19 protein-coding genes are annotated in these 21,256 nt (G+C 44.1%); 12 read left to right on the plus strand and 7 right to left on the minus strand.

Annotated elements, in window-relative coordinates; all coding sequences use genetic code 11:
* The first annotated feature begins 69 nt into the window (after positions 1-69).
* Complete coding sequence (locus NML76_RS04685) at positions 70-4,566, plus strand: SGO_0316/SGO_0317 family LPXTG-anchored serine peptidase (protein ID WP_129823952.1); 4,497 nt, start codon at positions 70-72, stop codon at positions 4,564-4,566.
* 64 nt (positions 4,567-4,630) lie between these two features.
* On the opposite strand, the gene NML76_RS04690 is transcribed toward NML76_RS04685, so the two are convergent.
* Genes NML76_RS04690 through NML76_RS04700 form a run of 3 tightly spaced genes read right to left on the minus strand, consistent with a single transcriptional unit; the run spans position 4,631 to position 6,960 of the window.
* Positions 4,631-5,038: a hypothetical protein gene (locus NML76_RS04690; RefSeq protein ID WP_129824127.1), complete on the minus strand. Its 408-nt coding sequence runs from the start codon at positions 5,036-5,038 to the stop codon at positions 4,631-4,633.
* Positions 5,019-5,921, minus strand: coding sequence for a phosphodiester glycosidase family protein (locus NML76_RS04695; protein WP_254732839.1), 903 nt, complete (start codon positions 5,919-5,921; stop codon positions 5,019-5,021). Before NML76_RS04695 ends, NML76_RS04690 begins: the two co-directional genes overlap by 20 nt.
* Positions 5,908-6,960: a bifunctional glycosyltransferase family 2/GtrA family protein gene (locus NML76_RS04700; protein ID WP_254732841.1), complete on the minus strand. Its 1,053-nt coding sequence runs from the start codon at positions 6,958-6,960 to the stop codon at positions 5,908-5,910. The genes NML76_RS04695 and NML76_RS04700 overlap by 14 nt, the downstream gene beginning before the upstream one ends.
* Before the next feature lie 299 nt (positions 6,961-7,259).
* Between NML76_RS04700 and rpsF the strand changes: the two genes are divergently transcribed.
* The 4 genes from rpsF (at position 7,260) to NML76_RS04720 (ending at position 9,101) form a co-directional block, all read left to right on the plus strand.
* On the plus strand, positions 7,260-7,550 hold the full coding sequence (gene rpsF, locus NML76_RS04705) for a 30S ribosomal protein S6 (protein ID WP_003005040.1): 291 nt from the start codon (positions 7,260-7,262) through the stop codon (positions 7,548-7,550).
* Positions 7,551-7,570: 20 nt separating this feature from the next.
* Positions 7,571-8,068, plus strand: coding sequence for a single-stranded DNA-binding protein (locus NML76_RS04710; RefSeq protein ID WP_129823955.1), 498 nt, complete (start codon positions 7,571-7,573; stop codon positions 8,066-8,068).
* Positions 8,069-8,109: 41 nt separating this feature from the next.
* Complete coding sequence (gene rpsR, locus NML76_RS04715) at positions 8,110-8,349, plus strand: 30S ribosomal protein S18 (RefSeq protein ID WP_000068664.1); 240 nt, start codon at positions 8,110-8,112, stop codon at positions 8,347-8,349.
* A 230-nt stretch (positions 8,350-8,579) separates the two neighbouring features.
* Entirely contained in the window at positions 8,580-9,101 is a 522-nt protein-coding gene (locus tag NML76_RS04720) for a GNAT family N-acetyltransferase (protein ID WP_129823956.1), read from the plus strand.
* Positions 9,102-9,135: 34 nt separating this feature from the next.
* Here NML76_RS04720 and NML76_RS04725 read toward each other — a convergent pair whose 3' ends face one another.
* A complete protein-coding gene (locus tag NML76_RS04725) occupies positions 9,136-9,813 on the minus strand; it encodes a DUF1129 domain-containing protein (protein ID WP_031576885.1) in 678 nt (225 codons plus the stop codon).
* A 28-nt stretch (positions 9,814-9,841) separates the two neighbouring features.
* On the minus strand, positions 9,842-10,786 hold the full coding sequence (locus tag NML76_RS04730) for a magnesium transporter CorA family protein (RefSeq protein WP_031576884.1): 945 nt from the start codon (positions 10,784-10,786) through the stop codon (positions 9,842-9,844).
* Between the two features lie 121 nt (positions 10,787-10,907).
* On the opposite strand from NML76_RS04730, the gene uvrA reads away from it, so the two are divergent.
* The 7 genes from uvrA (at position 10,908) to nusB (ending at position 18,492) form a co-directional block, all read left to right on the plus strand.
* The gene (gene uvrA, locus NML76_RS04735; protein WP_254732843.1) at positions 10,908-13,733 is read left to right on the plus strand and encodes an excinuclease ABC subunit UvrA; all 2,826 of its coding nucleotides are present in this window, start codon (positions 10,908-10,910) and stop codon (positions 13,731-13,733) included.
* A complete protein-coding gene (locus NML76_RS04740; protein ID WP_049482983.1) occupies positions 13,730-14,797 on the plus strand; it encodes a Xaa-Pro peptidase family protein in 1,068 nt (355 codons plus the stop codon). Before uvrA ends, NML76_RS04740 begins: the two co-directional genes overlap by 4 nt.
* A 56-nt stretch (positions 14,798-14,853) precedes the next feature.
* Positions 14,854-15,801: a TIM44-like domain-containing protein gene (locus NML76_RS04745; RefSeq protein WP_129823959.1), complete on the plus strand. Its 948-nt coding sequence runs from the start codon at positions 14,854-14,856 to the stop codon at positions 15,799-15,801.
* 8 nt (positions 15,802-15,809) lie between these two features.
* A complete protein-coding gene (locus tag NML76_RS04750; RefSeq protein WP_003008607.1) occupies positions 15,810-16,916 on the plus strand; it encodes an SPFH domain-containing protein in 1,107 nt (368 codons plus the stop codon).
* Positions 16,917-17,081: 165 nt separating this feature from the next.
* Positions 17,082-17,642: an elongation factor P gene (gene efp / locus NML76_RS04755; protein WP_003005479.1), complete on the plus strand. Its 561-nt coding sequence runs from the start codon at positions 17,082-17,084 to the stop codon at positions 17,640-17,642.
* A 36-nt stretch (positions 17,643-17,678) separates the two neighbouring features.
* Positions 17,679-18,068: an Asp23/Gls24 family envelope stress response protein gene (locus tag NML76_RS04760; RefSeq protein ID WP_003005404.1), complete on the plus strand. Its 390-nt coding sequence runs from the start codon at positions 17,679-17,681 to the stop codon at positions 18,066-18,068.
* Complete coding sequence (gene nusB, locus NML76_RS04765) at positions 18,061-18,492, plus strand: transcription antitermination factor NusB (RefSeq protein WP_003008602.1); 432 nt, start codon at positions 18,061-18,063, stop codon at positions 18,490-18,492. Before NML76_RS04760 ends, nusB begins: the two co-directional genes overlap by 8 nt.
* Positions 18,493-18,562: 70 nt before the next feature.
* Here nusB and NML76_RS04770 read toward each other — a convergent pair whose 3' ends face one another.
* Positions 18,563-19,528: a LacI family DNA-binding transcriptional regulator gene (locus NML76_RS04770; RefSeq protein ID WP_049471835.1), complete on the minus strand. Its 966-nt coding sequence runs from the start codon at positions 19,526-19,528 to the stop codon at positions 18,563-18,565.
* A complete protein-coding gene (locus NML76_RS04775) occupies positions 19,509-20,963 on the minus strand; it encodes a sucrose-6-phosphate hydrolase (protein WP_134974208.1) in 1,455 nt (484 codons plus the stop codon). Before NML76_RS04775 ends, NML76_RS04770 begins: the two co-directional genes overlap by 20 nt.
* Positions 20,964-21,256: the final 293 nt, after the last annotated feature.

Genomic DNA, 21,256 nt, shown 5'->3' on the forward strand with positions numbered 1-21,256 from the left:
TTGCAAGAATAAAATAAGGGTTAAGGTAGTGTGAAGCTACCTTAACCTAGTGTGTAAAAAGGAGTTTTTATGGAATTTCATCGACAACAGCGTTTTTCCATTCGTAAATACGCAATTGGAGTCGCTTCTGTTTTGATTGGTACCTTTCTAATGGGTTCAGCCGTTTCAGCTGATACGATCGTACCAACACCCTCTGTCGTAGAGCCTTCTGTAGTGGTGCCAGAAACCGCAGCAACAGATGAGAAAACAGCAGAACCACTTTCGGCTACTAAGGACAGTATGCCCACTTCAGTTATAGAAGATACTGCTTCTAAAAACCTTGCTACAGCTGAGATTGAGAGTAAGGAAAAGACAAATCAGTCTCTACCTTCATCTTCAATCGATACAAGCAGTTCGGCTACAAATCAAGTAGAAGCAGAGAAGGCTTCGCCTTCTGTTGCGGAAGCGCCAAAAGAAAATGGGGTTGCTACTCCAATTACGACTTCTATTGAGCCAGTAAAGGAAAATTTAGAAGAAACAAGCCCAGTTGAGGTGCTGGTTCGCTTGAAAGAAAAGGTTTCTGAGGGCATTGGAGAAGTATCTCCGACTTCAAAAGAAACTCGCATCGAAAAAACCAATCAGGATCATGAACAGTTTTTGAAAGAGCTCGAAAAGCAATCCATTCAATTTAAAAAATTATATGACTTTAATCTGCTTTTTAACGGCTTGGCTCTAGAGACGACTTATGGAGATGCTAAAAAGATTCGGGGACTAGCGCGTGTAGATGCTGTAGATTATGCTCCACTTGGTCGGACCAGAGTGGCGGAAACACAGCCTACACCTGCATCACCGACTTCAACTACGACCAAGGTCAGTGAAGAAAATAGTCTGATCAATTTACAACCCCTCTGGGATAAGGGAATCAAGGGTCAAGGGCAGGTAGTTGCGATCATTGATTCCGGTGTGGACCCTGCTCATGATGTTTTTCGTCTGACAGATATCAGTAAGGCCAAGTACAAGAGTGAAGCGGAAATTGAAGAGGCTAAGAAAAAAGCGGGGATCACTTATGGCAAATGGTACAACAATAAAATTGTCTACATTCATAACTACAGTGATATGGATGACAATGTCAAAGAAGACGATCCAATTTCACACGGGGCTCACGTAGCAGGAACTGCTGTGGGAAACGCTTCTCAACCTTCTCCAAATGGTGAAATTATCCGTGGTGTTGCTCCAGAAGCCCAACTGATGTTTCTACGTGTTTTCTCAGATACCAAGGGAGGTCAAGTTCAAAATTTCATCTACACTAAAGCGGTAGAAGATGCGGTCAAATTAGGGGCGGATTCCATCAATATGAGTTTGGGAACAGCTTCAGGCTCTGTTTATGATGTCGGAGAGATCACTCGCCAGGCCTTTGATACAGCAAGAAAGGCGGGAGTAACCATTACAGTCGCCTCTACCAATATGGCGACCAATGGCTTCTGGCACAGCAAGCCACTGGCCACCACACCAGATTACGGAATGACAGGGACGCCTTCCGTCAATCCAAATGTCATCTCAGTCGCGTCTATTAATAGTCTGACCAAGCATGAGTCGACAGAAGCAAGCTTGACCGTAGATGCATTAAAAGATTCAAAAGACTTCCCAGAGGGCAAAATTCCGATGCACTCCTTTGTAGAACGTGACGCTTTTCGGACGACTATCCCTCAAAGCTATCTCCATGTGGAAAAGGGAGGGATCGACCACTACCAAGCTGATAGTATCAATGGGCACTTAGTCCTTACGGAGCGAGGTGGCGAAGTTTCGGATGTGGATAAGGTCAAAGAGCTGAAAAGAGCTGGTGCTACAGGGGTGATCTTCTACCAGACTAAAGAGCAGGGAAATAATCCTGTAAGCTTTGACTTAGAAGGGCTCGGAGAACGATTCCCGGTTGGGGTTATTGGTCACGCTGCTGGACTTGTTTTGGCTCAACATGCCAATGATTACCAACTCCATATTGCCAATAAATTCAAACGGGTGCCTTACGATGCAGCCAATCAACTATCTGACTTCTCCTCTTGGGGGCTATCCGCTGATGGGGATCTCAAACCGGATGTCACCCTTCCAGGAGGGATGATCTACTCATCTGTTAATAATGGAGAGTACTATATGGATAGGGGGACCAGTATGGCCTCTCCTCATGCTGCCGGAGCCACTGCACTGGTGAAACAAGCCTTGAAGGAGCGCTTCCCTCATCTTAGCCCAGAACAACTACAGGTTCTAGTCAAACAAATGACTATGAGTACAGCGATCCCTCATGTAGATGAGGAAACGCATGCCTATTCCTCTGTTCGTCAGCAAGGAGCGGGGGTTATGGATGTCACAGCTGCGGCACTAGGTGATCTCTATGTGACGGCAAAAGATGCTAAAAGTAGCCTGACACTTGGCAATGTCACAGATACCTTTGAATTTGATGTGACCATCCACAATCTTTCCAATCAAGATAAGTCTGTTCGATATGAAACCACTCTTCAGACAGATCAAGTTCAAGATGGCAAATTCACCCTCCATCCTCGTCTATTAGAAACTTTAGACGGTAAGGAAACGGTCACTATCCCAGCCAATGGTCAGCGGACCATCCACGTAGCAGTTGATGCAAGCAAGTATAAGGAAGAGCTCAGCAAGCAAATGCCAAACGGCTATTTCTTAGAAGGTTTTGTACTGGTTAAAGATGCCAGCACCCAAAAACATCTGGTCAGCCTCCCTTATGTTGGTTTCCATGGGGATTACCAAAATCTGCGTGGCATTGAAAAGCCTATCTACGAATATACAGGTAGCGACAAGCCGTTTTACTACTACAAGGACAAGACGGATTATCCAGATGAAAAGGTCCCAGAAACGCCAGAGCGTCATCCAGACAATCACTTTACATCTTTGATCAGTTATGTCTATGAAAATGGAGAATCTGTAGCCAAAACTCTTGGCCAGGATGGGGATCGCTTTGATGGGGACCAACTTTACTTCTCTCCAAACAATGATTCCAGCTTTGATAGCATCAAGGTCAAAGCCGTCATGCTTCGCAATGTTGAAAATGTCCACCTATCAGTTTACAAGAAGGAGGACACAGCTCGTACTAACCCGATTTACGAGGTCGGAAATGAAGTCCACCGTAAGACGGACTGGAGTTACCGGATTGGGAATCGTAGTGAAGAGTTTTATGAAATCTCTTGGGAAGGCTTGGACAAAGACGGCAAGCAATTACCAGATGGGGAATACCAATTTGTGATTACCTACCGTCCAACTGCTTCAGGGGCCAAGCAACAAGAGCTTAACTTTAAGGTTAAGATTGACAATACGGCTCCAAGCATCGAGTCTGGAAGTGCTCAGTACGATCCAGCAACACGGATTTTCCGCCCAGGTAAGGTACTTGAAACCGGTAGTGGCTTAGCAGGGACTTATCTGTCCTACGTCAAAGATGGGGAAACAGTGGCCTTGGAACCCCAAGAGGATGGTAGCTATCTTCTTCCGGAAGGAGTGGACCCTTCTACTGTTCGTTATACCATCTGGGATAAGGTCTACAATACCACTGAGATGGACATTGAAGGAAAGAAAGTAGAGGCAACGACTCCGACGAATGAAGCCGGTTCAGATGAACAACCAAGTGAGACAGCGTCTGAAAAACCGAAGGCTGAAAAGGGCACCTTAGAAGTCGTCTTCACAGATAGCAGTGGCGAAGTCATTTCTTATTATCCATCCGTCGTTCGTTACCAAGTGGTGGACGACCAAGGACGTGTAGTGGAAGGAGAGTTCAATGTTTCCTACAATGGTGGTACCTTCCCAGACTTGCCTTTTGGTACTTATACAGCCAAGATCACCCTATCTGATTACCATTATGATTGGGGAACAGAGCTGGTGAAAAAGGTGACTGTTTCACCAGAGAATCCACATCCAAAAGTAACCTTTGCCTTCCATTATTTAGATGAAAACAAATTGACCATTGGATTTGATCAGCCAGTCCCAGCCGGAACGGTTGTAAAAGTGGTAGGGAATGACGGTATCAGCCGACTTCTTCCACAAAGCATCTATGATCTGCTGCGCTTTGAGACGATGCTGATGAACGGTTCCTATCGTGTTCATGTCGATCTCCCGGCAGGCTATCATGTTGCGGAAAATGATTTCCTTTATGAAGTGAGCAATCGGATCAACTATCATCTTCTTTCTTTGGTCAAAGACGTTATCAAGCCAACCCCAGAGGTGCACAGTGGAGCGATTGTAGAACCATGGATTCAACCAGAAAATCCGACACTAGTGATAGATGAAGTGCCAAGTCGTCACTCAGAAACCCCAGTGACCCCAGGCCAACTAGCGGTATCCAAAGGCCCAGTAACTCCAGCTCAACCAGCTGCAATCGAAACAAAAGAAGTGGCAACAAACAAACCAGTCGCTGTTACCTATCATACAGGTGGCCAAGCAGAAGCAACAGCTACACCAGCAACTGGTCTTCCAAAAACAGGTCAAGATGAATTGGCTTCAACCGTCCTTAGCCTCTTTGGCATGACCTCACTAGCTTTAGCGGGATTTGTAGCCAGCAAAAAACGTGAAGGTTAAGTTCTTCATCCGTTAACTTACCCTAAAAAACGTCCGTTCTTTTAAGAAACGGACGTTTTTGATCTTAGGCTGTTTTCTCCACCCAGACACTGCGGACAAAGAAGAGGCTGATCAGAGCTAGTGCTAGAAAGGCAACTCCAAGGTAATAATAGGGTTGATCCATTGTGGTAGATCGACCAGAGAGGTTGACAATCCCTCGGTAGAGGGCTCCGGCTGTTAGGGTAGCCACTCCTGAATTCCAAAGATTGAGACTCAGTCGAGAGAAGCCTTTCACTATCAACTGTAGAGCCACTAGTAGGGCGCCACCGATCAAAGGAATCAAGAAGAGGTAGTGCATGAAGGCAGAGGTTTCGCCAAAACTAAAGTGTTCGTAGATGCGACTTCCGACAAAGAAGAAAGCCGAGATAAGAATGTACCATAGGATGGTCTTTTTCAAGCGTTGTTTAATAGGATTAGTAACCGATGTAGACAATGTCACTCACCGCCCTTTCTGAGATAGTACCATTTGTTGTTGGTTTATTAATAACTTGGCCATTGAAGTAAAGGGTAGAAGATCCACCTCCGTCCAGGTTGTAGGCTGTTTTAACGCCATAAGACTTCATCACTTCTGCTAATTGGTAGAGAGACAGGCCTTCACTTTCTGAAGTTCGTCCGTCTGACACGACGATAATGTAGTGGTTTTCATCGATGATCCCAATCGCTGTCCGTGGGTTGGATGCCATGGATTGTCCAACTTCTGAGTTCGTATCGACAGTAATTTCTCCATCTTCAACTAAGTAAGGACCGAAAGCGAGAAGATTGACGACCCCGTCTTTGACCAATTGATCCACAGAGATCTCATCTTCGTAGATAATTTTGAAGGAACCATCCTTGTAAATGGCTAGGTCACCATTGCTTGAATCTTCCCGAACGGTATCGCGGTAGACCACTCCATTTCGGATGACGTATCCTGTACTGTTAGCTCCGTAATAGTCACCATTCACTGCTAGAATGGCACTGTTGTTGGCGGCTGTGACAGAGGTCTTAGCAGTCACGTTGGTTCCGTAAGTATTTTGTGCAAAGGCTGTTTTGAGGTAGTCAGATGAGCTGACTGTGATATCTGCAATGTAAACCTGGGTATTTTCAACCGTTTTTTCTGTTAGGCTTACCTGGATATTGTCATCTGAATAGCTAGTATCAGTCGTTGTAGCTGAAGCAGCTGCTTTTTTGGCTGCCTTGGTGTCCGTAGTCGTAGCTTTTACGGTTTGGATGGCATCGGATAAGACAAAGGTCTTGAGCATCGAGTAGCTAAAACTGCTGGTCAAAAGAAGGCCAAAGCAGGCAGCATAGGTGTAGGATTTTTTAAAGAATTTCATGGTGGGGAGCAGTCCTTTCTTTGAAGATCACTTTTTTCTGGATCACCCATGAGACCAGAAAGAGGAGGAAGCCGACGACAATCTTACTGATCAAGAGATTGAGCCCGAAAGCAGTATAGAAGAGTCGAATCAAGAGCGTATCGAGAATAAAGAGGCCGAGAGCTAGGCCGAAGTAACCACTTCCAGTTTTAGCGACGCTGTCTTTATTCTTAAAGACTAGGTGCTTATTGGTCGAGTAGTTAAAGATGGAACTCGTCACAAGAGCGATCCCATTAGCTAGGAGAATACGTAGACTAATGGGCACGGCCATCATCACGAAAAGGAAGAAAGCATAGACCAGATAGTCAACGATAAAACTACTCAGAGAGGAGAGGGCAAACTTGAACATGTCCTTGTAGATCATGAGGCCATCTCGGATAGGTCGAAAATGGGAGCCTTCGTTGTCATTGATGTAGACCGTCTCGATGGGAACTTCCACGATGGGGAAGGCCTTGCTAGCTGCGAGGAGTACATTCATTTCGTACTCATAACGCTGTCCTTCAACCTCAAGCATGAAAGGCAAGAGATTCGTAGTGAAAGCCCGTAAGCCTGTTTGGGTATCGCTGACCGCCACTCCGGTTTGTTGCTTGAACAAGAAGCGGGTCAATTTATTGCCGAAAGCAGAACGCAAAGGAACTTTTCCAGAGAAGGCGCGGGCTCCTAGAATAAGTGTTCCAGGATGCTCTTGAGATTGGTTAACAACCCTGAAAATATCCCAAATTTTGTGCTGACCGTCTGCATCAGCTGTAACAATGCTTCCATAGGTGCCTCTTTCTAGGATGTAGGCATAAGCAGTCTTGAGAGCTTGCCCTTTTCCTTGGTTGTGCTCGTGAGTCAGAACTGTCGCAAGACCCTCCAATTTGTCAAAAATCACTTTCTTGTCAGCGTCACTCCCATCGTCGACCACGATGATGTTAAGATCGCTCTTAGCGTGGACCAAGCGAACCAGTTTGACAAGATTCAGATCCGGTTGATAGGCGGGGATGATAAGATAATTCATAATCGTTCCTCGTTTCTTGAGATTTGTTGTAGCTAGTATAAAGACTCAAGCTTAAAGCTAACTGATATCAGTTTTCTTTAAGGAAAGGAGAGGAAGAAGGGGAGTAGTTTCTACTATAAAATGTCATTTTTTAGGGCATTTCTTTCCTTTAGAAGGGAACGTCCGAAATCATTTTTTAAATCCTAAAGATAATTCTTGCCTTTGTTCGAAAAGTCTGGTATAATAGTTTCTTGTGAGTAAACCTCACTTACCCCTTGCAAAGACAGGGGGTCATTAGTCCAAAAGGAGGAACATTATCAATGGCTAAATACGAAATTCTTTATATTATTCGTCCAAACATTGAAGAAGAAGCTAAAAACGCTTTGGTAGCACGTTTCGATTCTATCTTGACTGACAACGGTGCAACTGTTGTTGAATCAAAAGATTGGGAAAAACGTCGTCTTGCATACGAAATCCAAGATTTCCGTGAAGGACTTTACCACATCGTAAACGTTGAAGCGAACGACGCTGTAGCTCTTAACGAGTTCGACCGTCTTTCAAAAATCAACGGTGACATTCTTCGTCACATGATCGTAAAAGTTGACGCGTAAGAAATCATCAGAGGTGACTTATGATTAACAATGTTGTACTTGTCGGTCGTATGACCCGTGATGCTGAACTTCGCTACACTCCAAGCAATCAAGCAGTTGCTACATTCAGCCTAGCTGTCAACCGCAACTTCAAGAGTCAAAATGGAGAGCGCGAAGCCGATTTCATCAACTGTGTGATCTGGCGTCAGCAAGCAGAAAACTTAGCCAACTGGGCTAAGAAAGGTGCTTTGATTGGGATTACCGGTCGCATTCAAACACGTAATTACGAAAACCAGCAAGGTCAACGTGTTTATGTCACTGAAGTCGTAGCAGACAGCTTCCAACTATTGGAAAGCCGTGCAGCACGCGAAGGGCATGCAGGTGGTGGCTATTCATCAGGTAATGGTGGTTATGCTGGAAATGCAACCCCAAGCTTTGGTGGATCAGAACCAAGCAATGCAGCGCCAAACTTTGGTCGTGAAGAAAATCCATTTGGAGCCAATCCAATGGATATCTCAGACGACGATCTTCCATTCTAAGAATGGGTTTAACGAATTAAAACTATAAAGGAGAATTAAACATGGCTCAACAACGTCGTGGCGGATTCAAACGCCGTAAAAAAGTTGATTACATCGCAGCAAACAAAATCGAATATGTCGATTACAAAGATACTGAGCTTCTTAGCCGTTTCGTTTCAGAACGTGGGAAAATCCTTCCTCGTCGTGTAACTGGAACTTCAGCGAAGAACCAACGTAAAGTAACAACAGCTATCAAACGCGCTCGCGTAATGGCTTTGATGCCTTTCGTAAACGAAGATTAAAAAAGAGGTCCGGTGGACCTCTTTTTCATGAGCTTGAAAATAAGAGAGCGAATTAAGACCCGGGTGGGTCTTTTTTTCAGGTCCAGTGGACCTCTTTTTCACGAGCTTGAAAACAATAAAGCGAGTAAGACCCATAAGGGTCTTTTTTTCAGGTCCGGTGGACCTCTTTGACCTTTCCCAAGCTCTAATTATGCTATAATGATGAAGAGAAAGGTATCAAGGAGCGCAACATGAAGGAAGGTGTAATCATCAGGAGGATGATAAAGGCAGATATTGAGCACATCTCTCAAGCCTTTATCCACCAAGGGTGGCCAGGTAGAGAGGATATCTTGACTAGCTATTTTCAGGAGCAGGAGAATAGAGAGAGGGACGTATTAGTAGCTGAGTCGGATGGATTTGTGGCAGGCTATATCACTATATTGCCTGCTGCCAAGCACGGCCCTTTCGTGGGAGTCTATCCTGAACTATCTGATTTTAATGTTTTTGAACCATTTAGAAATCGAGGGATTGGGAATCAACTCTTAGAGGAGGCAGAAAAAAGAGTCCGGCTACTATCAGAGATTGTTACTTTAGGGGTTGGTTTACACTCGGGTTATGGCCCAGCTCAAAGACTGTATGTCAAACAGGGCTATATCCCAGATGGATCTGGGGTTTGGTTTAGGGATCGCCCCTTGGCCCCTTACAGTTCTTGTGAAAACAATGATGACTTAGTCCTCTATTTTTCAAAAAGGTTGAACAGGGAAATACAGTAAAACAAAAACGGATGAAAACTTCATCCGTTTCTTTTTAGCGTCGAGTTGCAGGTGCTGTGCTCGAACTTTTAATATTAAAGCGTTTCTTGAGGTAGAAGCGAAGGACAAGCGCTAGAGCTCCTAAAACGATGGCAAAAACATCTGGAATAGTTGGGTTGAGAACTTGTGGGAGTAAGGAAGTAAAGGACAAGACAATGACCCAAAGGAACATGACTCCAACAAGAATCGGCATGGATTTCCAAAGAGAAGGACGCTCGCTACGATCTTTGGTGCCATCCATATACTGATAGAAGAAGTAGTACATGAGATACAAGAGCAGAGCCCCTGTCAAACTTCCAAGGATCAAGGTGATCAAACCATAGCCAGTACGACGCGGTGCAACCAAGTTCATAAAGGCGCTAATCGCAGCAAAGACACCAAAGATAAAGAGGAAGGAATCCAAAATCATAAGAGAGGGAGCATCGTTTAATTTCGGATGCTCTTTTTCATAGCGTTCTTTCTCACTGAAAGAATTCGCCCAAACAGTTGGAGCTCCAAAAAGAGTCCGTGCCGGAATCCCTTTTCCTTGGTTTTCATGGATAGCTGGAAGGATTTCTTGGATGAGGCTTTCTGCTTCTTCCTCTGATTTCCCGTTTTCAAGCAATTGGTGTTTGGCAATACGGATAAATTCTTGGTTTTTCTTGCTGAGTTGATTCAAATCAAATTGAGACATAAATACTCCTTAGTGTTATTAGTAGGTGTTAGAACCATTTTTTATGGATGAGGTAGACGACGAGAGACCCGGTCAGGGCAAAAGCGATGAAAATGATGAGCCAGAAGGCGTTTGGTTCTCCATTGAGCGGTAATTCATTGTCTTTGAAGTTCATTCCGTAGGCCGAGAAAATCATGGTTGGAATGGACATGACGATGGTCACCATGGCCAAGGTCTTCATGATGTTGTTCTGGTTGTTGGAGATGATCGATGCGAAAGTATCGGTCATGGAGTGGAGGATATTTCCATAAATATCCGCCATCTCAATGGCCTGCTGGGTTTCGATCAAGGTATCTTCCAGCAGATCTTCGTCTTCTAAGTATTTCTTGATGTTACTAGTGGCGCTGGTCAATTTCTTGATCACGCGCTCATTGGTTTTCAGAGAGGCCTTAAAGTAGACGATGGTTTTTTCTAACTCCATCAACTCAATCAGCTCTTCATTACGCGTTGATTTGTGCAATTGGCTTTCAATCTGTTCGCTCTTTCGATCCAGGGTACGAAGCGCAGACAAGTAGAGTTCAGCGTTGCGATAGAGGATCTGAAAGATAAAGCGCGACCGCATAAAAGTATAGAAATTCCGCAAGCGTCGGTTGATAAAGATATCAAGAAGTGGCAATTTCTCCAAGCAGGTCGTGATGATAGCCTCTTCTGTCAGGATAATTCCTAGCGGAATGGTCACGTAGTAGGTCTGATTGTTCCGCTCTTCCTTGATGGGGACGTCGACGATGATCAAGGTATACTCATCTTCAATGGTCATACGAGACATTTCTTCCGCATCGAGTGGTGCCCGTAAGTCGGCAATATCGATGTTAAAAGCAGAGGCGATTTCCATCGATTCACTTTGGGAAGGGTTAACAAGGTTGATCCAGCTACCGGGTTCCAGCGTCTCTATTTCTTTAAATTCAGTCGTTGTCGATAAAAAGACCTGTTTCATGGTGCCTCCCCTTGTTTTTTTACACCTTAACATTATATCAGAAAAAGGACGGTTTTGGATAAAAGAATACTAAAAAATTTGTTATAATGGAGGTTAACAAAAAGGTGATTAGAGTAAGAACATGCAAGATAAAATTGTCATTCATGGGGCACGCGCCCATAATTTAAAAAATATAGATGTGGAAATTCCACGGGACAAATTAGTCGTGGTGACGGGTTTGTCTGGTTCTGGAAAGTCCAGTCTGGCCTTTGATACCCTCTATGCAGAAGGTCAGCGCCGCTACGTGGAGAGCTTATCGGCCTATGCCCGGCAATTCTTGGGAAATATGGAAAAACCAGATGTGGACTCCATTGACGGCTTGAGTCCAGCTATTTCCATCGACCAAAAAACGACCAGTAAAAACCCCCGTTCTACAGTGGGGACGGCAACAGAGATCAATGACTACCTGCGCTTGCTCTATGCGCGTGTAGGGACGCCTTATTGTATCAATGGGCATGGAGCGATTACAGCTTCTTCGGTTGAGCAAATTGTCGATCAAGTCTTAGAATTACCAGAGCGCCAACGCCTGCAAATTCTAGCCCCTATTATTCGCAAGAAAAAAGGCCAGCACAAGAATATCATTGAAAAGGTGCAAAAAGACGGCTATGTCCGGGTGCGGGTCGATGGTGAGATCTATGATGTGACAGAGGTTCCAGAACTATCTAAAAGCAAGCAGCACACGATTGAAGTGGTTGTGGACCGAATCGTGATCAAAGAGGGAATCCGCTCGCGGCTCTTTGATTCGATTGAAGCAGCTCTTCGGATTGCGGATGGTTATGTGGTGATTGATACCATGGATGGCAAGGAGCTACTCTTTTCTGAGCATTATGCTTGCCCAGTCTGTGGCTTTACCGTTCCTGAATTAGAGCCCCGCCTTTTTTCTTTCAATGCGCCTTTCGGATCTTGTCCAGACTGTGATGGGCTGGGCATAAAGCTAGAGGTGGACTTGGATTTGGTGGTGCCAGATGATCGCTTAACCCTTCGCGAAGGAGCCCTCGCTCCTTGGAATCCGATCTCCTCCAACTACTATCCACAGATGTTAGAACAGGCCATGATCCACTTTGGCGTTGATATGGACCAGCCTTTCTCCAATCTTTCTCAAGAAGAAAAGGACTTGGTCCTCTATGGGTCAAACGGGAAGGAATTCCACTTCCACTATGAAAATGAGTTTGGTGGGGTTCGCGATATTGAGATTCCTTTTGAAGGGGTCGTAAACAATATTCACCGTCGTTTCCGTGAGACCAATAGTGATTTCACCCGCAACCAAATGCGCTCTTATATGAACGAATTGACCTGTGCGACCTGCCATGGCTACCGTCTCAATGACCAAGCTCTCTCTGTTCGTGTCGGAGGAGAAAAGGGGATGCATATCGGGGAAGTGTCAGATCTATCAATTGCGGACCACTTAAAAGCTGTGGATCAGTTGGTTTTAACGGACAATGAAGCTACGATTGCAAGACCGATCCTAAAAGAGATTAAGGATCGCTTGACCTTCTTAAACAATGTGGGGCTCAATTACTTGACCTTGTCACGATCGGCTGGGACCTTATCGGGTGGAGAAAGCCAGCGCATTCGTTTGGCAACCCAGATCGGTTCCAACCTCTCTGGTGTCCTTTATATTTTGGATGAGCCGTCTATCGGCCTCCATCAAAGGGACAATGACCGCTTGATTGCCAGTCTCAAGAAGATGCGAGATTTAGGCAACACCTTGATCGTCGTCGAACATGATGAAGATACCATGAGAGAGGCAGACTACCTGATCGACGTCGGCCCAGGTGCCGGTGTCTTTGGGGGAGAGATCGTTGCAGCAGGAACTCCAAAGCAGGTGGCTCGCAACAGCAAATCCATCACTGGACAGTACTTGTCCGGCAAACGCAAGATTCCAGTTCCAACAGAGCGCCGTTCGGGGAATGGTCGTTCTATTGAAATTACAGGAGCCAGTGAGAATAACTTACAAGGCATCACAGCGCGCTTTCCTCTAGGAAAATTCATCGCAGTCACTGGAGTTTCCGGTTCTGGAAAATCGACCTTGATCAATGGCATCTTGAAAAAAGCCATCGCTCAAAAGCTCAACCGCAATTCGGAAAAACCAGGGAAATACAAGACCATTCAGGGGATTGAGCATATCGATCGCTTGATCGACATTGATCAAAGCCCGATTGGTCGGACTCCTCGTTCCAATCCAGCGACCTATACAGGCGTCTTCGATGACATTCGCGATCTCTTTGCTCAGACCAATGAAGCCAAAATTCGGGGCTATAAAAAAGGCCGCTTTAGTTTCAATGTCAAGGGCGGGCGTTGTGAGGCCTGCTCAGGAGATGGGATCATCAAGATTGAAATGCACTTCTTGCCGGATGTCTTCGTCCCTTGTGAAGTCTGCCATGGACGTCGATACAATAGTGAGACCCTCGAAGTCCACTACAAGGAAAAAAATATTGCAGAAGTGCTGGATATGACGGTCAATAAGGCAGTTGAATTCTTCAAGCACATTCCAAAAATTGAACGCAAACTCAAGACCATCCAAGATGTGGGCCTGGGCTATGTAACGCTAGGGCAACCTGCAACTACTCTATCAGGAGGGGAAGCGCAACGGATGAAGTTGGCTTCTGAATTGCACAAGCGCTCTACAGGAAAATCCTTCTATATCTTGGATGAACCAACGACTGGACTCCATACCGAAGACATTTCTCGCTTGATCAAAGTCTTAGAGCGATTTGTGGATGATGGCAATACGGTCCTTGTGATTGAGCACAATTTGGATGTCATTAAGACAGCAGACCATATCATCGATTTAGGACCCGAAGGTGGTGTCGGTGGTGGAACCATTATTGCGACCGGAACACCAGAAGAAGTAGCAGCAAATCCTGCTAGCTACACAGGACAATATTTGAAAGGAAAATTACAATGAATCAACGGATCAGCAACTTAAGAAACAAAATGAAAGCCCAAAACCTTAAAGCGGTGTTGATTAACAATTTGAAAAATGTTTATTATTTGACCAATTTCTGGGGTTCAAACGGGACCGCTTTGGTGACAGAAGAACGTGTGGTACTCTTTACAGATTCGCGCTACACCATTCATGCCCATGCGACTTGTTTCCCCTTTGTAGAGATTGTGGAAACCCGCGATGAGTTGACTGCAGCTGCAGAGATCGTCAAGGACCTTGGAATCAAAGAACTTGGTTTTGAGGACGAAGTGACGGTAGCCTATCATGCCCGTATGGCTTCTGTTTTCAGTGGCATCAGCCTTCAATCCCTAGCGAATTTTGTAATGGAATTGCGCTTAATTAAGGATGAAACGGAGATTGCGGCCATTAAAAAAGCTTGTAGCATCTCTGACCAAGCCTTCCATGATATTTTAGACTATATCAAGGTAGGGAAAACGACAGAGTTGGAAGCAGCGACTTTCCTCGACTTTCGAATGCGGGAGTTGGGAGCTTCTGGTGTATCATTTGATATTATTTCAGCAGCTGGTGAACGCTCTGCCATGCCTCACGCGACTCCAAGTGATCGGGTGATTTCAGCAGGAGATGCCTTGACCCTTGATTTTGGTTGCTTGTATAACCACTATGTCAGCGATATGACACGGACTATCTATGCAGGACATGTCAGCGACAAGGAAAGAGAAATTTACGAAACCGTTTTGAAAGCTAATCAAGCCTTGATTGATGCGGCTAAAGATGGACTTGGCTTCCGTGATTTTGATAAAATCCCACGTGATGTGATCGAGGCAGCCGGCTATGGTCAATACTTTACTCATGGAATCGGTCATGGAATTGGGCTAGATATCCACGAAGAACCATACTTCAGCCAAACGTCTAAAGAAGCGATTCAAGCAGGGATGGTCTTAACAGATGAGCCAGGTATTTATATCGAAGGTCTCTCTGGCGTGCGGATCGAAGATGACCTCTTGATTACAGAAACTGGCTGTGAAGTCTTGACTCTTGCTCCTAAAGAATTGATTGTCCTATAAAATAGACAGTATTTTCTTAACCCCTGTGTAACAAACAAAGATAAGAAATGAGGCCTATGAAAAAACGAATTTTAGTATTGGGAATTCTTCTAGTAGCCCTTCTATTTGCATTTGCTCCTTCTGCCCATGCTGGTGTCGGAAATACGCATAGTGGTGGTAGTAGCACTATTCATTCTGGCGGTGGTGGTGGTAGTAGCTGGTCTGGTGGCAGTAGCTGGTCTGGTGGATCCAGTAGCTACAGTTCTAGTTCTGGATCAGACTCTGGTGGGGCGGTAGCAGTTGTCGCCATCATTGGATTGATTGGATTTGTCTATAATATTGCAAAAGAGGCTAATGATAGTGATGAATCATTCTCTTCAAATAGTGGTCCAAAACGGACAACCGAAGAGCGGGCCGGTCGACCAATTGAAAACAACTATGAAGCGATTCGCCGCATCCGTAAACTGGATCCAATGTTTGATGAAGACCGCTTCTTGTCGCAAGTCAAGCTGGTTTATCTTCAATTGCAGTCTGCTTGGACAGAAAAAGATTGGAATTCCGTACGGAATTTAGAAAGTACGAGTCTTTATGAGCAGCACTTGACGCAGTTACAAGAACATATTCGTGCCAAAACAACCAATGTTCTAGAGCGCGTGCGTGTGGAAGATTCAAAGATCAAAGACTTTATCGAAAATCCAGAAGGTAATGACCGCATCGAAGTCATTCTGTCATCGACGATGAGAGATTACATCCGAAATGATGAAACGGGCCGTGTGATCGAAGGGGATCCAACCAAAGATCTCTTTACCGTTTACCGCATGGTCTTCCTCCGTGAACATGGAGCTCAGACAGAGATCATTAAGAATTCAGAAGTCGTTAGTGATCATTGTCCGAACTGTGGTGCGCCATTGACGATTGATTCAATCGACAAGTGTGAATATTGCCAAGCATCCTTGAAGCACAATCCAAAAGATTGGGTCTTGGATGTCTACGAAGTTGTGGATGAAATTGAATTCTACAGATAGGAGAATGTATGGGATTTATTAAAGCAGCCCTTTCAGCGGGCATTTCAAGTTTTCAAGATAGTAAATTTAAGGAAGCCATTACCTTGCCAGAAGCTGTTCCAGCAACAGCTTTGGCCATTAAGGGACAGCTCTTGACCAAAGATCCAGATGGGCGCTCTCGCCAGAGCAACCAAAATACAGGTCTATTGACAGATGGCTCTGTTGTCATTGTTCCTCAAGGCTATGTTGCTCTCTTGGTCAATAATGGAACTTTTCTAGGAGACCTTCTAGAAGCAGGAAGTCACGAATGGCAAGCCGGTGAAAATGCCTGGTTGTTTGAAAAGGGTGGTGTGAAAGGAACGTGGGATCAGTTCAAGAATCGTTTCTCATTTGGAGGCCAAGTGGTCACCCAACAAGAAATTATTTTTGTGCGGATGCAACCTTTTACAGGAAATAAATTTGGCACTCAAAATCCAGTTGAGTACTTTAGCGACCGTTACCAACAACTTCTTAGCATTCGTTTTTATGGTCTTTATGATGTTAAAGTGGCAGATCCTGTACTCTTTTACATCAGTGCAGTCAGTCGTCAAATCACTGCAGATAAGCCATTTACCTTGGAAGATGTGGCTCAGGGAACCTTGCGCCAAAATCTAGCACCAAAAATTGCAGTGGCCATTTCAAAATATACGGCTGAAAATAAGGCAGACATCTACAATATCAATGCGGACCAAGATGTCTTCAATGAAGTTGCAAAACGCGAAGTCAACAAAACGTGGACAGAATTATATGGTATCGAATTAACCAATGTCCTCATCGAAGATTTGAGCTACGATGCAGACAGTATGGCAAAGGTCAATAAACTGGACAGTGAATTGGCAGCGATGAAGTACAATACCATTGAAATCGAAGAGCGTCGTGCTCGCAATGAGGCCTTGGTCGCAGCTGCTAAAAATGAAGGTGGCAATGGCATGAACATGATTATGGGGATGAACTTGGGTCAAGCACTTGGCAATGACCTTCAAAAGCAAGCCTCTCCAGCTCAAGACAAGCCTCATACCTTCTACATTGAAGTAGATGGAAAATATGTCCATGTCACCAAAGATGCTGATGGCAATATTGTGCCTGTAGACCAATAAGGAATTGTGAAGCTGGTGGTGGAAATGTAGAGATTCTAAGGACTCGTTCCTACAATCTCTCTCCGCCTTCTAGCCTTCCTAAAAAGAGAAAATTGCTGTTTGAGAAAAATCAAATAGTGTGTTACAATAAAGAGTAATCTATTTTTAAAAAAGAGGTAATAAAACATGATCGAAGCAAGTAAATTGAAAGCTGGTATGACTTTTGAAACAGCTGACGGAAAATTGATCCGCGTTTTGGAAGCTAGCCACCACAAACCAGGTAAAGGAAACACTATCATGCGTATGAAATTGCGTGATGTCCGTACTGGTTCAACATTTGATACTAGCTACCGTCCAGAAGAAAAATTTGAACAAGCGATTATCGAAACTGTTCCAGCTCAATACTTGTACAAAATGGATGATACAGCCTACTTCATGAACACGGAAACATATGACCAATATGAAATTCCAGTTGTGAACGTAGAACAAGAATTGCTTTACATCCTTGAAAACTCAGAAGTAAAAATTCAATTCTACGGAAGCGAAGTAATCGGTGTAACAGTTCCTACAACTGTTGAATTAACTGTTGCAGAAACTCAACCATCTATCAAAGGTGCTACAGTGACTGGTTCTGGTAAACCTGCTACAATGGAAACTGGTTTGGTCGTAAACGTTCCTGACTTCATCGAAGCTGGACAAAAATTGGTCATTAACACTACTGAAGGAACTTACGTTTCTCGTGCATAAGAGACATCTCAGGGTGTCAAATAGAAAGGAACTTCTATGGCAACTGAACAATTTGGTGACATCGTTATTGCACCACGTGTATTAGAAAAAATTATTGCGATTGCGACAGCAAAAGTAGAGGGTGTCTATTCGCTTGAAAACAAGAGTGTTTCAGATAGCTTATCCAAACGCTCCCTTGGACGTGGCGTCTACCTTCATACAGAAGAAGATGGTCAAGTTTCAGTAGACATCTATCTCTATTTAGAATACGGAGTGGCTGTACCATCTGTCGCTGTAGCCATTCAAAAAGCGGTCAAGTCTGCAGTTTATGATATGGCAGATGTAACCTTGGATGCTGTCAACATTCACGTTGTTGGTATCGCAACGGAAAAATCTCCAAAACCAGACTTGAAAGATTTGTTTAATGAGGACTTCCTCAATGACTGATGAAATTTTATTAGAATCACGTCGAGATTTGCGTGAGCGCGCCTTCCAAGCCTTGATGGCCTTGGAATACGATGGAGACATTGTTGAAGCTTGTCGTTTTGCTTATCTACATGATAAGGACCTAGCAGAAGACAAAGAAGTCGATCTTCCTGCCTTTCTCATGAATCTCGTGACGGGTGTCTACCAATCCAAAGATCAACTGGACCAGCAAATCGGTCAACATTTGAAAACCGGCTGGACTGTTGAGCGCTTGACCTTGGTAGAGAAAAACATCCTTCGTCTGGGAATTTACGAAATGACAGAGTTTGATACACCACAGATCGTCGCAGTCAATGAAGCGGTGGAATTGGCCAAGGCCTTTTCAGATGAAACCTCTTCACGATTTGTCAACGGTGTCCTCAGTCAATTTGTGACAGAAGAATAATTAAAAAAGAGCCGATGGCTCTTTTTTTGTGAAAAATATCCCCACAGTTTCTACTGAGGGGATACTGCTTTTAGACACTTTTTCCAGAGTGGAGACTAACGGGCAAGAAATAACCGGTAGTCGCTACTTTTTTTCCTTCGATCTTTTGGAGTAAAAGATCCACCATGAGGATAGCAATGTCTTCGAGGGGTTGTTGGATGGTTGTCAGTTCAGGTGTATAGGTCTCAATGAACTGGGTTCCATCATAACCAATCACTTTCAAATCCTGGGGAATCTGAATATCTAATTCTCTAGCGACTTTCATGATCAAGATCGCCGTCAAATCATCGGAGGCGAAAATGGCATCTGGTTTGTGGTGGGTTAAAATCTGTTTGATTTCCATTTCTTTGCGAATAGGGGAGAAATCACTGGAAACATTAATGATCATGGACTCAGGTAGAACCGATGCAAACCCCGCATGACGCAAGCCTGTTGGGGAGTTGGAGTTGTCATTCCCTGTGATCATGATAATATTTCGGGCTCCGGTTTTTACTAAAGTTTCTGCTGCAAGCACCCCGCCAGCGTAGTTGTCTGAAGAGACAACCGGAATTTCTGGGGAGAGGTTGCGGTCAAAAGCAATGATAGGAGCAGTTACCCGGTTGTAATCTTCAATGCCCAAATTATGACTTCCTGAAATGATGCCATCTACCTGGTTAGCCTCCAACATCTCAATATATTCGCGCTCTTTTTCGGAGTCGTGTTCACTATTGCAGATGATGGTTTTATAGCCGTGTTTGAAGAGTTGGTGCTCTAGTTTGTCGATTAATTCAGCATAGAAAACATTGCTGATGTTGGGAAAGATCAAGCCGACTAACTTGGCTGATTTTCCTTGGAGGCTACGAGCAACATTGTTAGGTTTATAGCCCAATTCTCGCATGGCTTCTTGGACTTTTTGGATCGTTTTTTCAGACAGGTATCCTTTTTTATTGATGACCCGTGAGACAGTAGTAGGGCTGACACCGGCGAGTTTGGCGACATCAGTTAGCTTTGCGACCATAATCAAGTTCGTAGTAAGTTCCAGTAGGGGTTCCAGACTTGATCAAGATTCCATTTTGATCTGCATGTGGGTAGACCCGACCAGAAAATACTTTTTCTCCTTTATTGATAAAGATTTCAAATATCGAATTGTCAATAAAAATATTAGCGGTTGTCGCTTGGTTAGCGATTGTGCAGCTACGGCTCGTACCGAAATCTTGGGCATATTGCTCACCAGCCTGGCTACGATCGACTGTGACCAATCCTTTAGCCAGATCAAATGTGAGAACTAAGCCCTTTCCTTCTGCATCGGCAAAGAGGACGATTTCGTTCTGGCTATCCTTTTCAAACTGCAATTCCAATTCATAGCAGTTCTTGGTTTGTGCCTTGTTGGCAAATTCCTCACTCTCAGCGCGCAAGTCTTTGATGGCTTCAACTGGGTATTGGTAGAGCTTGCCATCTTTGATGGTTAATTCTTTGACCAGTGAGAGAGCTCCTTGGTAGTCATAGGAATCCGTTGGATAAGAAACGTCTGGAAGACCTAGCCAGCTAACAGTATAGGCACGTCCATCGGGAGCATTAAATCCTTGAGTCGCATAGGCTTCAAAACCATAGTCGAGATTATGCAATTCAGATACATCAACCATTTTGGCCTTTTCTGGGTCAAAGCTTGCCCCAATCTTGTACATATTTGGATAGATATTGTCATAATCAAGAACGGCTTTATCTAAGCCTTGAGGGCAGTATAGGAGAACGGGTTGGTCTCCTACAAAGACTAGGTTGGGACATTCCATCATATAAGCTGTCCGATCGTTTGCAAAATCCAAGTCACCGACTGTAACCCAGTTGGAATAGTCGTTATCTACAGCCTTATAGAGACGGATGAATCCTTTCTTCTCAAGGTTTTGACCACCAACGATAGCGTAGAATTGACCTTTGAAATTAAAAATCTGTGGGTCACGAAAGTGATCCGTAGAGTCAGCCGGTTGATTAATCAAGATTTTGTCAATTTTTTCAATCTTGCCGTCTTTATCCATCAAAGCACCTACTTGGTAAGGATGACGAACCCATTCTGCATCACGAACATTTCCGGTGTAGAATAAGAATAGTTTGTCACCAAACTGCATGGCTGATCCGGAATAAGCTCCATGGCTATCCAGATCTGTGTCTGGAAGAAGCGTTACACCAGTTTCTTTGAAATGAACCAAGTCTTCACTTTCTGTTTGTACCCATGATTTTAACCCATGGGCTGCACCAAATGGGAAATTTTGGTAAAACAAGATCCATTTTCCATCAAAGTAGGAAAAACCGTTAGGATCATTTAAGAGACCAGCTTTTGGCTCAACATGATAGTGTGTATGCCAAGGAGATTTGGCCATATGATCTTGGATGGCTTGCTTTTCCTCTTTTGTCCAGTCTTCGTAACGTCTGTAACGACGTTCAGTTGTCCATTCCATTTTATTCCTCCGAATTTTTTCTTACTTCCATAGTACCGATTTCCTATTAAAAATGCAAGCGATAAATGAAAAAAATGGCAAAAAATGTCAAACGATTGACAGCTATTTTGCAGCCTGAAGAAAAGAGGAGAAGTTGAAAATTTATGAAAATATGAAAGAAAATGAAAATAAAAGTCTGATTTAAAGTGCTAAAAAGCGTAGTACAGGCCTGTTTTAAAATGAAAATAGTTTCATACTGTCAAAAGGTGTCAAAAAGTCCAAAAAAGTTTCAAAAAAATCCTGCAAAACGCTTG

This window comes from Streptococcus sp. CF8_Ac1-9, from assembly GCF_024295565.1.
GTDB lineage: Bacteria > Bacillota > Bacilli > Lactobacillales > Streptococcaceae > Streptococcus > Streptococcus parasanguinis_X.

Coding starts and splice junctions, on each gene's coding strand:
- NML76_RS04770 (WP_049471835.1), bottom strand. CDS start 19,528: ATGGTCGCAAAGCTAACTGATGTCGCCAAACTCGCCGGTGTCAGCCCT.
- NML76_RS04730 (WP_031576884.1), bottom strand. CDS start 10,786: ATGAAACAGGTCTTTTTATCGACAACGACTGAATTTAAAGAAATAGAG.
- uvrA (WP_254732843.1), top strand. CDS start 10,908: ATGCAAGATAAAATTGTCATTCATGGGGCACGCGCCCATAATTTAAAA.
- NML76_RS04740 (WP_049482983.1), top strand. CDS start 13,730: ATGAATCAACGGATCAGCAACTTAAGAAACAAAATGAAAGCCCAAAAC.
- NML76_RS04760 (WP_003005404.1), top strand. CDS start 17,679: ATGGCAACTGAACAATTTGGTGACATCGTTATTGCACCACGTGTATTA.
- NML76_RS04720 (WP_129823956.1), top strand. CDS start 8,580: ATGAAGGAAGGTGTAATCATCAGGAGGATGATAAAGGCAGATATTGAG.
- NML76_RS04685 (WP_129823952.1), top strand. CDS start 70: ATGGAATTTCATCGACAACAGCGTTTTTCCATTCGTAAATACGCAATT.
- rpsR (WP_000068664.1), top strand. CDS start 8,110: ATGGCTCAACAACGTCGTGGCGGATTCAAACGCCGTAAAAAAGTTGAT.
- NML76_RS04745 (WP_129823959.1), top strand. CDS start 14,854: ATGAAAAAACGAATTTTAGTATTGGGAATTCTTCTAGTAGCCCTTCTA.
- NML76_RS04710 (WP_129823955.1), top strand. CDS start 7,571: ATGATTAACAATGTTGTACTTGTCGGTCGTATGACCCGTGATGCTGAA.
- NML76_RS04695 (WP_254732839.1), bottom strand. CDS start 5,921: ATGAAATTCTTTAAAAAATCCTACACCTATGCTGCCTGCTTTGGCCTT.
- efp (WP_003005479.1), top strand. CDS start 17,082: ATGATCGAAGCAAGTAAATTGAAAGCTGGTATGACTTTTGAAACAGCT.
- NML76_RS04725 (WP_031576885.1), bottom strand. CDS start 9,813: ATGTCTCAATTTGATTTGAATCAACTCAGCAAGAAAAACCAAGAATTT.
- NML76_RS04750 (WP_003008607.1), top strand. CDS start 15,810: ATGGGATTTATTAAAGCAGCCCTTTCAGCGGGCATTTCAAGTTTTCAA.
- rpsF (WP_003005040.1), top strand. CDS start 7,260: ATGGCTAAATACGAAATTCTTTATATTATTCGTCCAAACATTGAAGAA.
- nusB (WP_003008602.1), top strand. CDS start 18,061: ATGACTGATGAAATTTTATTAGAATCACGTCGAGATTTGCGTGAGCGC.
- NML76_RS04775 (WP_134974208.1), bottom strand. CDS start 20,963: ATGGAATGGACAACTGAACGTCGTTACAGACGTTACGAAGACTGGACA.
- NML76_RS04700 (WP_254732841.1), bottom strand. CDS start 6,960: ATGAATTATCTTATCATCCCCGCCTATCAACCGGATCTGAATCTTGTC.